Annotated in this window: 9 protein-coding genes; 7 read left to right on the top strand and 2 right to left on the bottom strand. The window is 68.7% G+C overall.

Annotation, left to right across the window (positions count from 1 at the left end; all coding sequences use genetic code 11):
- Positions 1–15: 15 nt before the first annotated feature.
- Positions 16–1,101 carry a LacI family DNA-binding transcriptional regulator gene (locus ACP7CK_RS04115; RefSeq protein ID WP_426025194.1) on the bottom strand — a complete coding sequence of 362 codons (1,086 nt, stop codon included), beginning with the start codon at positions 1,099–1,101 and terminating at the stop codon, positions 16–18.
- Positions 1,102–1,402: 301 nt separating this feature from the next.
- Here ACP7CK_RS04115 and ACP7CK_RS04110 point away from each other — a divergent pair, with 301 nt between their 5' ends.
- The 3 genes from ACP7CK_RS04110 (at position 1,403) to ACP7CK_RS04100 (ending at position 5,564) form a co-directional block, all read left to right on the top strand.
- Entirely contained in the window at positions 1,403–4,048 is a 2,646-nt protein-coding gene (locus ACP7CK_RS04110) for a TSCPD domain-containing protein (RefSeq protein ID WP_426025193.1), read from the top strand.
- Positions 4,049–4,103: 55 nt separating this feature from the next.
- Positions 4,104–4,598 (top strand): pentapeptide repeat-containing protein, encoded by a 495-nt coding sequence (locus tag ACP7CK_RS04105; protein ID WP_426025192.1) that lies wholly within the window; start codon positions 4,104–4,106, stop codon positions 4,596–4,598.
- Positions 4,599–4,745: 147 nt separating this feature from the next.
- Complete coding sequence (locus ACP7CK_RS04100) at positions 4,746–5,564, top strand: pentapeptide repeat-containing protein (protein ID WP_154726275.1); 819 nt, start codon at positions 4,746–4,748, stop codon at positions 5,562–5,564.
- A gap of 60 nt (positions 5,565–5,624) precedes the next feature.
- Here the strand turns inward: ACP7CK_RS04100 and aspS are convergent, their stop codons facing one another.
- Entirely contained in the window at positions 5,625–7,457 is a 1,833-nt protein-coding gene (gene aspS / locus ACP7CK_RS04095; protein ID WP_426025191.1) for an aspartate--tRNA ligase, read from the bottom strand.
- A 160-nt stretch (positions 7,458–7,617) separates the two neighbouring features.
- On the opposite strand from aspS, the gene ACP7CK_RS04090 reads away from it, so the two are divergent.
- The 4 genes from ACP7CK_RS04090 to ACP7CK_RS04075 all read left to right on the top strand — a co-directional run bounded on the left by ACP7CK_RS04090 (position 7,618) and on the right by ACP7CK_RS04075 (position 12,479).
- Positions 7,618–7,905 (top strand): YciI family protein, encoded by a 288-nt coding sequence (locus ACP7CK_RS04090; protein ID WP_154726267.1) that lies wholly within the window; start codon positions 7,618–7,620, stop codon positions 7,903–7,905.
- Positions 7,906–7,990: 85 nt separating this feature from the next.
- On the top strand, positions 7,991–8,683 hold the full coding sequence (locus ACP7CK_RS04085; protein WP_050771611.1) for a DnaA ATPase domain-containing protein: 693 nt from the start codon (positions 7,991–7,993) through the stop codon (positions 8,681–8,683).
- A gap of 77 nt (positions 8,684–8,760) precedes the next feature.
- Complete coding sequence (locus tag ACP7CK_RS04080; RefSeq protein WP_426025190.1) at positions 8,761–10,977, top strand: RNA degradosome polyphosphate kinase; 2,217 nt, start codon at positions 8,761–8,763, stop codon at positions 10,975–10,977.
- Positions 10,977–12,479, top strand: a complete 1,503-nt coding sequence (locus tag ACP7CK_RS04075) for a Ppx/GppA family phosphatase (RefSeq protein WP_426025189.1) — start codon at positions 10,977–10,979, stop codon at positions 12,477–12,479. Before ACP7CK_RS04080 ends, ACP7CK_RS04075 begins: the two co-directional genes overlap by 1 nt.
- Positions 12,480–12,508: the final 29 nt, after the last annotated feature.

Here is a 12,508-nt window from a genome sequence, read left to right as displayed (position 1 = left end):
CCTGATGGGTCCGATTCACGACAGCGACGCCGCTGTCTGATCGGGGTTTGACCCGGCGGTTGCGGCCGCCGCGGTGGATTGACGAACGACCAGGGCCGGTCGAACGATTTCACAAGCGGTGTCCGCCTCGGCGTTCGCGCCGGCCTGGACCAGGCCGATGAGGCGTTCGACGCCCCGGCGACCCATTTCCGCAATATTCACTCTGAGCGTGGTCAGCGTCGGCCGGACCAGGGCGGCCAGCGGCACGTCGTCGAAGCCGACCACCGCCACGTCCTCGGGGCAGCGCACGCCCGCCTCCTGGAAGGCCAGCAGGGCGCCCAGGGCCATCATGTCATTGGCCGCGAACACCGCGTCCGGGCGCTGGTCCAGCGCCATCAGCCGGGTGGCGGCGCGATGCCCGGCGGCCTGGGTAAAGTCGCCCTCGACGATGATCGGATCCTGGCCGACCAGGGCGCTGGCGTAGCCTTCGGCGCGGATATCGGCTTCCAGGTTGCCGGCGGCGCCCCGGATATGGGCGATGCGGCGACGACCGGTGGCGATCAGATGTTCGACCGCCGCCACGGCGCCCCCGTGGTTGTCCACAGCGATCGCCGGCCGGCCGCCCTCGTCCAGACCGCCGTTCATGACCAGCACCGGAGTCCGGCCCGCCACGTCGGCGGCCAGATTGGCGGCCCGCACATGGGGCGACAGCACGATCATGCCGTCGACCCGGCCCCGCATCGACCGCAGCGCCGCCATGGTCTCTTCGGTGTCGCCGTGGGAGCTGGAGACGATCAGGTGCTTGCCGTGCGCCCGCGCGGCCAGGTCCATGCCGCGGATCAGTTCGGAGAAGAACTCGCCGTACAGGTCCGGCAGGATGACCCCGATGGTGTCCGTCCGGCTGGTGGACAGGCTGCGCGCCCCGACATGGGGGACGTAGTGAAGATGCGCGACCGCATCCAGCACCCGCTGGCGCGTGGTTTCGGTGATGGCGTCCGACCCGTTCAGCACGCGCGACACCGAGGCCACGGACACCTTGGCCCGTTCGGCGACGTCGCGGATCGTGGCGGCCTTGGCGGCGGGCGCACGTCCGTTCACGGCTGATGAGGCGGCGATATCCAAGTGTTTCCCTCTGAGCGTCATCGCGCCAGCCTTCTTGTCGAAGGTCTGTCGATAACCTGATGTAATCGGTTACATGACACAGGAGCAATGTCGGCCGCAAGCGGCGCAATGTCGCTTTGTGTCGATTTCTGGCCCGCCGGCGCCCGCGCCTCGCCTGATGACCACCGGATCGAGCCGGCGTCCGCCCCAAGGGCGCTGAATGACCGTCAAATGGATTCAGCGGTTGATAACTACTACATATAGTGGCGCGCCTTGATGGATCGCCGTAATCTGGTGGCAGGCTTACCGGGAGATGCGGCCCATGCGCTTTCAATCCGGCTTCGTGGATCTGGCCCGCCGGGTCACGATGGAGACCCGCGCTGTCGAGCGCGCCGCCACAGTCCAGGAGATCACGGCGCCGGCCGCATGGTCGGACGCCCGGATCGAATCCTGGCTGGACTGGAGCGAATCCCTGGTCCCCGACCTGTCCCCGACCGGCGGCTGGCTGAACGGCGCCGTCGACGCCTGGGCCGAACGCCTGGCCGGCCGGGGCCTGGCCGAGGGCGTCTTCACCGATCGGGCCGAGGCCTATGTCTTCGCCGCCGAACTGGCGGCCACCATTCAACTGGGCCTGGCCTCGCCTGTGGGCGCGCCCGAGGCCGGCGCAGGCTCCGCCGACATTCTCGACCTGTCCGATCCCGCCGCGCCGGCCCATCTGGCCGAACACCGCGCCGACCGCATGACCGCCCGACTGGCGCTGCAGTCGGCCGAGGCCCTGGCCGACGCCCTGTGCGCCGTCGCCGACGCCGTGGACCGTTGCGAGGGACCGGACGGCCACTGCGCCGATCCGTCGCGCAACCCCGCCCTGGGTCGCGCCGCCGCCACCGCGCGGCGTCGCGGCGCCACCGACGCCGACATCCTGCGCGCCGTCGATGGCGAACGTCCGGCCCTGGCCCTGCGCCCCTTCCACGAAACCCCGCCCCTGATCGCCTTGGCCGACCGCACCCAGATCGCCGCCGGCGCGCCCGAGGCCCTTCTGGCCGCCGAATCGGCTCTGGACGGCGGCCTGATCGCGATCTTCTCTCCCCGCGACGCCGAAGCCCTGGCCGAGGGCGCGATCGGTCGCGCCCTGCTGGACCTGTCCGCCGTCGCCGCCCTGGACGGCGGGACCTTCGACCGCCTGCCGGATCTGGTGCGTCTGTGGACCGTGGCCCTGGATCTTCAGGCCGCGAGCGTCGCCATTTCCCTGGGACTGGAGGGCCTTTCGGCCGCCCTGATCCCGGCCGGCGGCGACCTGGCCGCCCGGGCCGAGGCCCTGGCGGGCCTGACAGCGGTGGTGGCGGCTCAGACCTCGGTGGAACTGGCCCAGTTGCGCGGCCCCTGCGCCGAATGGGACGGCCTGAAGAGCCAGGTCGCCGACGCTGACCGCACCCGCCGCGCCCGCCTGAAGTCCAATCCGGATCCTCTCGCCGCCGTCGCCCTGAAGCGGATCGGCAAGCTGGGCGCGCCCCGGCGTCATGCAACCGTCGGCCTGTTCGTGGACGACGCCGAGGCCCGGCTTCGACTGGGCCTCGGCGCCCCTTCGGTCATCGATGTCTTCCAGACCGCCGACGGCCAGATCGGCCGTCGCCTGGCCCCGCCCCTGGCCGCCGCCCTGGCCCGCGCGGGCGGCGACGTCCAGGCGGCCGAGCGCCGGCTGTTCGGCCGTCGCACCCTGGTCGAGGCGCCGGGCGTCGATCACGCCGCCCTGCGCGCCTTCGGCTTCACCGACATCGAACTGGCCGCCGTCGAACAGGCCCTGGCCGGGGCCGACGGCTTCGACGCCGTCTTCACCGCCCCGGTGCTGGACCCCGGCTTCATCCGCGACGTCCTGGGGCTGGAAGACGGCGACGGCCCGTTGCTGAACCTGCTGGGCGTGCCCGAGGAGGCCGAGTTCGCGGCGGCGCGCTGGGTCTTCGGCCACGGCGATCTGACGGATTGGGCCGAGGGGCCTGCCGCCGTCGCCGCCCTGCTGGCCGATCCCGCAGGCGTCGAGGCCGACCTGCGCCGCGCTGTCGAACCGTTCAGCGACGCGCCAGACACGGCCGTGGACCTTCTGGACTGGCGCGCCACCGCCGCCCAGGCCGCCCGTCGTCTGGCCCAGGCCGCCGCCGAGGGCCGCCGCGCGGTGCGGCTGCGTCGCGCGTCGCCGCCCCCCGGCCCCCTGCTGACCCTGCCGAAAACCGATGCGAGCCCGCGCCTCGAAACGCCCCGCCCCGCTCCCGCCCCTGCGCCGCAGGAGCGCGTCGTCGAACGGGTGGTCGAACGCGAGCGCGCCCGCCGCAAACTGCCCGACCGCCGCAAGGGCTATATCCAGAAGGCGGCCGTCGGCGGGCACAAGGTCTATATCCACACCGGCGAATACGATGACGGGGAACTGGGCGAGATCTTCATCGACATGCACAAGGAAGGCGCCGCCTTCCGAAGCCTGATGAACAATTTCGCCATCGCCATCTCGATCGGGCTTCAATACGGCGTGCCGCTGGACGAGTTCGTCGACGCCTTCGTCTTCACCCGCTTCGAGCCCGCCGGACGGGTCACGGGCAATGACTCGATCCGCTCGGCCACCTCGATCCTGGACTACATCTTCCGCGAGCTGGGCGTCTCCTATCTGGACCGCCACGAACTGGCCAACGCCGGCCCCGACGAGTTGAACGCCGACGGTCTGGGTCACGGCAAGGCGGAGGGGGGAGAGGCCGTCCCCGCCGCCCGTTTCATCTCGAAGGGCTTCGCCCGCGGTTCCGCGCCCGACAATCTCGTGGTCCTGCCCTTCGGCAAGAAGGCCGAGCCTGAACCGAAGGTCGTCGCCAACACCGAGGCCGTCGCCTGCCCGTCCTGCGGCGACTTCAGCCTGCAGAATCGCGGCGGCGTCTGGGTCTGCGATACCTGCGGCGACGCCCGGGCGGTTCACGGCGGCGATCAGGGCTAAGTTAACGGCTGGGCTCTAGAGTGCCGCCACGCGACGTTTTCGCTGGAGCGACCCCATGTCCCGCCTGACTGCCCTGTCCATCGCCGTCGCCGTATTTGCGACCGCCGCCCCCCCTGTTCTGGCGCAGAACGCCAGCCAGATCGCCAGCGTGAAACGCGGCGCATCCTGCGCCGGCTGCAACCTGTTCCAGGGTGATTTCTCCGGTCTTGAGGCGCGCGGCCTGAACCTGTCCGGCGCGCGCCTGCGCCAGGCGGACCTCAGCCTCAGCGTGATGAACCGCACCCGTTTCTCCAACGCCGACATGCGCGACGTCGAGGCCTACGGCGGGGTCTTCTCCAGCTCCAACTTCTCGGGCGCAGACCTGACCAACGCCAGCTTCGTCGGCGCCTATCTGCAAGGCGCGAACTTCGCGGGCGCAAAGCTGATCGGGACCAACCTGTCCGGCGCCGACCTCTCGCGCGCCGCCGGATTGACCCAGGGTCAGCTGAACCGCGCCTGCGGCGACGGCTCGACCATTCTGTCCGGAAACCTACGTATTCCCGCCTGCTGACGGCCATCCGTCTTGCCGGGATTTAACGAAATTACCTCGATTTAAGTAGGTATGGCCGGTGTTTCGGGGCATTCAGACTGCGTGAAACAGATCGCCCGCCCAACCCCCATCCGATTGAAATCCGCGCTGATCGGGGCGGCGGGCCTGATGCTCGCCACCCCCGCCTTCGCCGGGATCGAGATGACGGTCCAGGATCGCGACGTGGCCCGGTCGGTGTCCCTGGGCGGTTCGTGCAATCGCTGCGAACTGTCGGGCCGAAACCTGTCGGGCGCCACCTTCACCGGCGCCAGCTTCATGAACGCCACCCTGGTCGGCGCCAATCTGCGCGGCGCGGAAATGGTCGGCTCCAACTTTACCGGCAGCGACTTCAGCCGCGCCAATCTGACGGGGGTCGAGATCGTCGGGGCCAACTTCACCTCGACCAATTTCACCGGCGCCGTCCTGACGGGAGCCGAGGCCCAGGGCTCATCCTTCGTGCGCGCCAACCTGTCGCGGGCCGACCTGTCGGGGGCCGAACTGCACGGCGTGAATTTCAACGGCGCGACCCTGGCGGGCGCGAATTTCTCGAACAGCGAACTGTTCGGCGCCACCCTGGCCAATGTCCACGCCATCGGCGCAAACTTCTCCGACGCCGAGATCAACGCCTCCAACCTGTCCGGCGGCGACTTCTCGAACGCCTCCTTCCGTGACGCCAGCCTGGACGGCGCCCGTCTGACCGGGGCGACCTTCACCCGCGCCGACTTCAACGACGCCTCGCTGCGCCGCACAGACATTCGCGGCGCCGACCTGTCCGGCGCGCGCAACCTGACCCAGGATCAGGTCAGCGAGGCCTGCGGCGACGGCGCCACCCGCCTGCCCGGTCGTCTGACGCCCCAGGCCTGTCGCGGAACCATCCGGGTGATCCGCACCCCGCCTGCACCGCCGGCTCCCCCGGCCGTGCGCCACTTCGTGTCCGCCGAACACTGAACAGCAAAAAGGGGACGCCGCAGCGTCCCCTTCTTCGTTTCGGCGATCCGGCGTGGCCGATCAGACCTTGATCGGCACGGCCGTGCGGATGTGGACGTCCTTCAGCTGGCGCTCCTCCGCCTCGGTCGGGGCGTTCATCAGCAGATCCTCGCCCTGCTGGTTCAGCGGGAAGGCGATGACCTCGCGAATGGCGGTTTCGCCGGCCAGCAGCATGACGATGCGGTCGATGCCGGGGGCCAGGCCGCCGTGCGGCGGCGCGCCGTAGCGGAAGGCGTTCAGCATGCCGCCGAACTGCTCCTCAACCACCGAGGCGTCGTAGCCGGCGATCTGGAACGCCTTCAGCATGATCTCGGCCTTATGGTTTCGGATCGCGCCCGAGCACAGCTCATAGCCGTTGCAGACGATGTCGTACTGGAAGGCGCGGATGGTCAGCGGATCCTGGGTCTCCAGGGCCTCCAGCCCGCCCTGCGGCATCGAGAAGGGGTTGTGGCTGAAGTCGACCTTCTTCTCTTCTTCCGACCATTCGAACATGGGGAAGTCGACGATCCAGCAGAATTTGAACTGGTTCTCGTCGATCAGCTTCAGCTCCGTGCCCACGCGGGTGCGGGCCAGGCCGGCGAACTTGGCGAAGACCGACGGCAGGCCGGCGACGAAGAAGGCGGCGTCGCCCTGGCCCAGGCCCAAGGACTTCATCAGGGCCTCGGTCGGCTCCTGGCCCAGGTTCTTGGCGATGGGGCCGCCCCAGGCGCCCTGGTCCTCCGACCAGAAGATATAGCCCAGCCCCGGCTGGCCCTCGCCCTGCGCCCACGAGTTCATGCGGTCGCAGAAGGCGCGCGATCCGCCGGTCGGCGCCGGGATGGCCCAGACGGCGTTCTTCTCGTCTGCGCCCAGGATCTTGGCGAACAGGCCGAAACCGCCGTCGCGGAAGTGGTCGGACACCACCTGCATCTTGATCGGGTTGCGCAGGTCCGGCTTGTCCGAACCATACCAGGCCATCGACTGGGCGTAGGTCAGGCGCTCGAAGCCCTTGTGTTCGAACGTTTCGCCGAAGTCGTTGGTGAAGGTGTGGACGCCGTCGATGGGCGAGACCGGCTTGCCCTCGCCGAACTCTTCGAACACGCCGTGCATCAGCGGCTCGATGGCGGCGAAGACGTCTTCCTGGGTCACGAAGCTCATCTCGACGTCGAGCTGGTAGAATTCCAGCGATCGGTCGGCGCGCAGGTCCTCATCGCGGAAGCAGGGGGCGATCTGGAAATAGCGGTCGAAGCCCGAGACCATCAGCAGCTGCTTGAACTGCTGCGGCGCCTGCGGCAGCGCGTAGAACTTGCCGGGGTGCAGACGCGACGGCACCAGGAAGTCGCGCGCGCCTTCCGGCGACGAGGCGGTCAGGATCGGCGTCTGGTACTCCAGGAAGCCCTGGCCGACCATGCGCTGACGGATCGAGGAGATGACCTTCGAGCGCAGCACGATGTTCTTGTGCAGCCGCTCGCGGCGCAGATCCAGGAAGCGGTTGGCCAGGCGGATGTCTTCCGGATACTCCTGATCGCCAAAGACCGGCATCGGCAGTTCGGCGGCTTCCGACAGGACCTCGACGCCCTGGACGCGGACTTCGACCTCGCCGGTCGGCAGGTTCGGGTTCACCACCGAAGCGTCGCGGGCGACGACTTCGCCGTCGATCTTGATCACGCTCTCGGCGCGCAGGCGTTCGACCGCCGCGAAGCCCGGCGTCTCCGGGTGCAGCACCAACTGCGTCAAACCGTAGTGATCGCGCAGATCGATGAACAGCAGGCCGCCGTGATCGCGCTTCCGATGCACCCAGCCGGACAGGCGAACGGCGGAACCGGCGTCGGAGGCGCGCAGGGCGCCGCAGGTGTGAGAGCGATAGGCGTGCATGAATGGACCGTCTGGAATTCTGCGGTGGAATCTGACGCCTCAGGCGCCTGAAATCGAAGCGGCGTAGGGCGCATTATCCCCCCCGAAAGTCAAGGTTTCAGCCGTTGCAAACCCCGCCGCGCCGCGCGATAGCGGTTCCAGTCACCGCGCAAGGCTGCCCATGTTCATCGTCACCATCACCTATACCCAGCCCATCGAAGCCATCGAGGCGAAGACGGTCGAGCATCGCGAATGGCTGGACATCCATGTCGCCAGCGGCCTGATCATCGCCGCCGGCCCCATGGTTCCGCGCACCGGCGGCATACTCGTTGTCCGCAGCGGGGGCACGAAAGAAGAGCTCGAGACCCTGCTGAAGGACGATCCTTTCCAGGTCCACGGCCTAGCCGACTACAGGATCACCGAGTTCAAGGCAGGCAAGTTCAACCCCGCCCTGACCGAATTCGCCTGATTCCGTCCACAGGGCGGGCCTTCGCTCCCCTGTACCAACAGGATGCGCCTGCGCAGTTCGTCTCCGCCTCTGCTATGACAGGCTCATGCCCGCGCAGAGCGCCATGATCCGACCGAACGCCGAACAGCTGCGTCTGCCGCTGGAACGCCCGCTTGCGGGCGAGGCCTTTGTGTCGTCGGACAGCAACGCCGAGGCCGTCCGCGTATTGTCGCGCTGGCCGGACGGCGCCGGTTCGGTCCTGGCCCTTTACGGACCGGCGGGTTCGGGCAAGAGCCGGCTGGCCGCCGACTGGGCCGAACGGGTCGGGGCCGTGCCGCTGAACGGCGTCGAGGCGGCCCTGGTCGATCCGCTGGAGCTGGAAGGGCGGCCGGTCCTGCTGGATCGCGCGCGCGATGCGGACGACGAGAGCCTGTTTCACCTGATCAATCTGGCCCATACGGGCGGCGGCGCCCTGCTGTTGGTGTCGCGCGCGGCGCCGCGGAACTGGTCTGTCGCCCTGCCCGATCTGCGCTCTCGCCTGGATGCGGTCCGCACTGTCGCCGTCGAGGCGCCGGACGACCGGGTCCTGTCCGCCATTCTGCGCGCCCGGTTCGCCGAGCGCAGCATCGCCCCGACCGACGAGGTGATCGCCTATCTGGTGCGGCGGCTGGACCGGTCCGCCGACACTGCGGCGACTGCGGTCGAACGTCTGGACGCCTTGCACCGCCCCGTCACCCGAGCCCTGGCCCGGCAGGTGCTGGACGAAATGAGCGCCGCCGTCGAGGTCGAGACCGACTGAGGGCCGGGGCGAATGGCCGCCCATGAAAATGTCGATGGCCGCTTGCGGCCGTCACAGTCGCGCGCGAGAACCGGGCCATGACCGACGCCGCGATCCACGACGCCACCCTGGGCGAGGAAGTCCCCGCTTCCCGCGCCCCCCAGCTTGCCCTGAACGAGGAACTGATCGCCTCGCCCACGCGGTTCTTCAACCGTGAAATCTCCTGGCTGGCCTTCAACGAACGTGTGCTGGAAGAGGCCGCCAATCCGAACCACCCGCTGCTGGAACGCCTGCGGTTCGTGTCGATCTCGGCCAACAATCTCGACGAGTTCTTCATGACCCGCGTCGCCGGCCTGAAGGGCCAGTTGCGCGAGCGGGTGCGGGTGCTTTCGGCCGACGGCCTGACCCCGGCCGAACAGCTCGAGCGGATCAATATCTCGGCCGGCGACCTGATGGCCGAACAGCAGGTGCGCTGGCGCCAGCTGAAGAAGGAACTGGCGACCGTCGGCATCGAGGTGGTCGACCGCAACCGCCTGACCAAGACCGAGAAGGAGCGGTTGGAGCCCGAGTTCCTGAACCAGCTCTTCGCCGTCCTGACGCCCCTGGCTATTGACCCGGCCCATCCCTTCCCCTTCCTGCCCAACCTCGGCTTCTCCCTGGCGCTGAAGCTGAAACGCAAGGGCGAGGCCAAGACCTTCTACGCCCTGGTGCCCGTGCCGACCCAGGTGCGGCGCTTCTGGGAACTGCCGACCGACGGCCGCTCGGCGCCCGGTCGCAAGCGGTTCATCACGCTTGAAAACGTGCTGCTGCTGTTCATCGACCACCTGTTCCCCGGCTGTGACATCCTGGAGAAGGGCCTTCTGCGCCTGATCCGCGACAGCGATATCGAGATCGAGGAAGAGGCCGAGGACCTGGTGCTCGAGTTCGAGGAGGCGCTGAAACAGCGTCGCCTGGGCTCGGTCGTGCGCATCAAGATCGAGGCCTCGATGCCGACCGACCTGCGCGACTTCATCGTCGGCGAACTGGAGGCGACGCCCCAGGACGTGGTGCTGGTCGACGGCATGCTGGGCCTGGCCCAGCTGTCGGATCTGATCCCCGGCGGCCACCCCGACCTGAAGTTCAAGGGCTATGAGCCGCGCTATCCCGAGCGGGTCCGCGACAATGGCGGCGACATCTTCGCCGCCATTCGCGAGAAGGACATGCTGATCCACCACCCGTTCGAAAGCTTCGACGTGGTGGTGCAGTTCCTGCGTCAGGCGGCGCGTGACCCGAACGTCATCGCCATCAAACAGACCCTGTATCGCACCTCCAAGGACAGCCCCATCGTCGCCGCCCTGATCGAGGCGGCCGAGAACGGCAAGAACGTCACCGCCCTGGTCGAGCTGAAGGCCCGGTTCGACGAAGAGGCCAATCTGCGCTGGGCCCGGGCGATGGAACGGGCGGGGGTCCACGTCGTCTTCGGCTTCGTCGAATACAAGACCCACGCCAAGCTCAGCGTCGTGGTGCGCCGCGAGGGCGAGGCCCTGCGCACCTACTGCCACTTCGGCACCGGCAACTATCACCCGGTGACGGCCAGAATTTACACCGACCTGTCCCTGTTCTCGTGCGACCCGGTCCTGGGCCGCGACGCCAGCCGGGTGTTCAACTACATCACCGGCTACGCCACCCCGGACGAGCTTGAAGCCCTGGTGGTCTCGCCGCTGAACATGAAGTCCACCCTGATCGAACTGATCGGCAAGGAGATGTCGGCCGCCGCCATGGGCAAGCCCGCCGCCATCTGGGTCAAGCTGAACTCGCTCGTCGACCCCGAGATCATCGACGCCCTGTACCGGGCCAGCCAGTGGGGCGTGCGCATCGATCTGGTCGTGCGTGGCATCTGCTGCCTGCGGCCGGGCGTCACGGGCCTGTCCGAGAACATCCGCGTCAAGTCCATCGTCGGCCGCTTCCTGGAGCACAGCCGCATCGTCTGTTTCGCCAACGGCAAGGACCTGCCGCACGACAAGGCCAAGGTCTTCATCTCGTCCGCCGACTGGATGACGCGCAACCTGGACCGCCGGGTCGAGCTGATGACCCCGATCCGCAACGCCACCGTCCACGACCAGGTGCTGGACCAGATCATGGTCGCCAATCTGAAGGACGATGCACAAAGCTGGGTGCTGGACGCCGAAGGGCGCTATACCCGCCTCATCCCCGCCGATCCGGAGCGGCCCTTCTCGGCCCACAAATATTTCATGACCAATCCCAGCCTGTCGGGCCGTGGACGCAAGGTGAAGACCCTGCCGTCCGTTCTCAGCTACGAGCGTCCCGGCCGCTGATGCCGGATCTGGCGCTTACCGGCCGCGACGTCGCGGCCATCGACATCGGGTCCAACTCGGTCCGTCTGGTTCTCTACCGGCTGGAAGGTCGGGCGATCTGGACCGTGTTCAACGAAAAGGTCCTGGCCGGTCTGGGCCGCGACCTGCCGACCACCGGCAAGCTGTCGCCCGAGGGGGTGGTCATGGCCATGACGGCCCTGCGCCGTTTCGCCGCCGTGCTGGAGGGGGTTCGCCCCGACGCCACCCTGATCGCCGCCACCGCGGCCGTGCGCGAAGCCAGGGACGGCCCTGAGTTCTGCCAGCGCGTCGCCGCCGAGACGGGCTTGCAGATCCGTGTCCTGTCCGGCGAGGAAGAGGCGAAGTACGCCGCCATGGGCGTGCTGGCCGGCGCACCCGACGCGCAAGGCGTCTCGGCCGATATGGGCGGCGCCAGTCTGGAGCTGACTCGTCTGGACGGCGCCCCTGGCGCGGCGCGCAGCGTCGAACAGGGGCTGACCCTGCCGCTGGGGCCCTTCGCCCTAGCCGAGGGCAAGGAATTCGACGCCGACCGGATCAAGGCCCGCATCGACCAGAGGCTGAAACCCGTCGCGGCCCAGTTCCAGACCGACCGCCTCTACGCCGTCGGCGGCGCCTGGCGCACCCTGGCCCAGGTCCATATGGCGCTGAAATCCTATCCGCTGAAGGTCGTGCACCAGTACGAGATCACGGCGGACGAGGCGCTGGAGACCGCGCGTCTGGTCGCGCAACAGTCGGCCGCCAGCCTGGCGAAACTGCCCAGCGTGTCCAAGAAGCGGGCCGAAACCCTGCCCTACGCCGGCCTGGTGCTGGAAGGTCTGATCAAGCACCTGAACCTGAAGCGGATCGAGATGTCCGCCTGGGGGGTGCGCGAAGGCCTGTTGTTCGAAACCCTGGACGAGGCGACCCAGGCGGCCGATCCGCTGCTGGCCGGGTGCGCGGCCCTGGGCGGACGGCAGGGGATCGACCCCGCCCTGCCCGGCGCCCTGAACGGCTGGATTTCCGACGTCGTCTCGGCCCTGCCGTCGGCCTTCGGCGCCGCGCGCGACGGCGTCCTGTCCGCCGCCGCCTGCCGCCTGTCGGACCTGGGCGCCCGCCTGCATCCGGACCACCGTCTGGAACTGGTCTTCGACCAGGTTCTGCGCGCGCCCGTGGCGGGCGTCAGCCATGCGGAGCGCGCCTTCCTCGCCTGCGCCATGAACGCCCGCTACGGCGGCGGTCCGGCCACGCCCCAGCCGGACATCATCAGCCGCCTGTTGAACGAGGACGCCGCCAAGCGCGCCCGCGCGCTGGGCCTGGCCATCCGCCTGGCCTGCGATCTGTCGGGCCGGTCGTCGCAACTGCTCGCCAACGCCACCGCCACGGTCGGCAAGACCGAACTGAAGCTGACAGCCACTGAAGGCTACGCCGACGTCCTGCTGGGCGAACAGACGAAGAAGCGCGCCAAGGCCCTGGCCGAGGCGATGGGACTGGGTCTGAAAATCTAGACAGATCACCGAACAGGGTTCAGCCTCTC

Source organism: Brevundimonas sp. TSRC1-1, from assembly GCF_049898245.1.
GTDB classification, from domain to species: domain Bacteria; phylum Pseudomonadota; class Alphaproteobacteria; order Caulobacterales; family Caulobacteraceae; genus Brevundimonas; species Brevundimonas mediterranea_A.
Note: the sequence above shows the minus strand (reverse complement) of the source record. Positions and strands in the feature narration are given on the sequence as shown.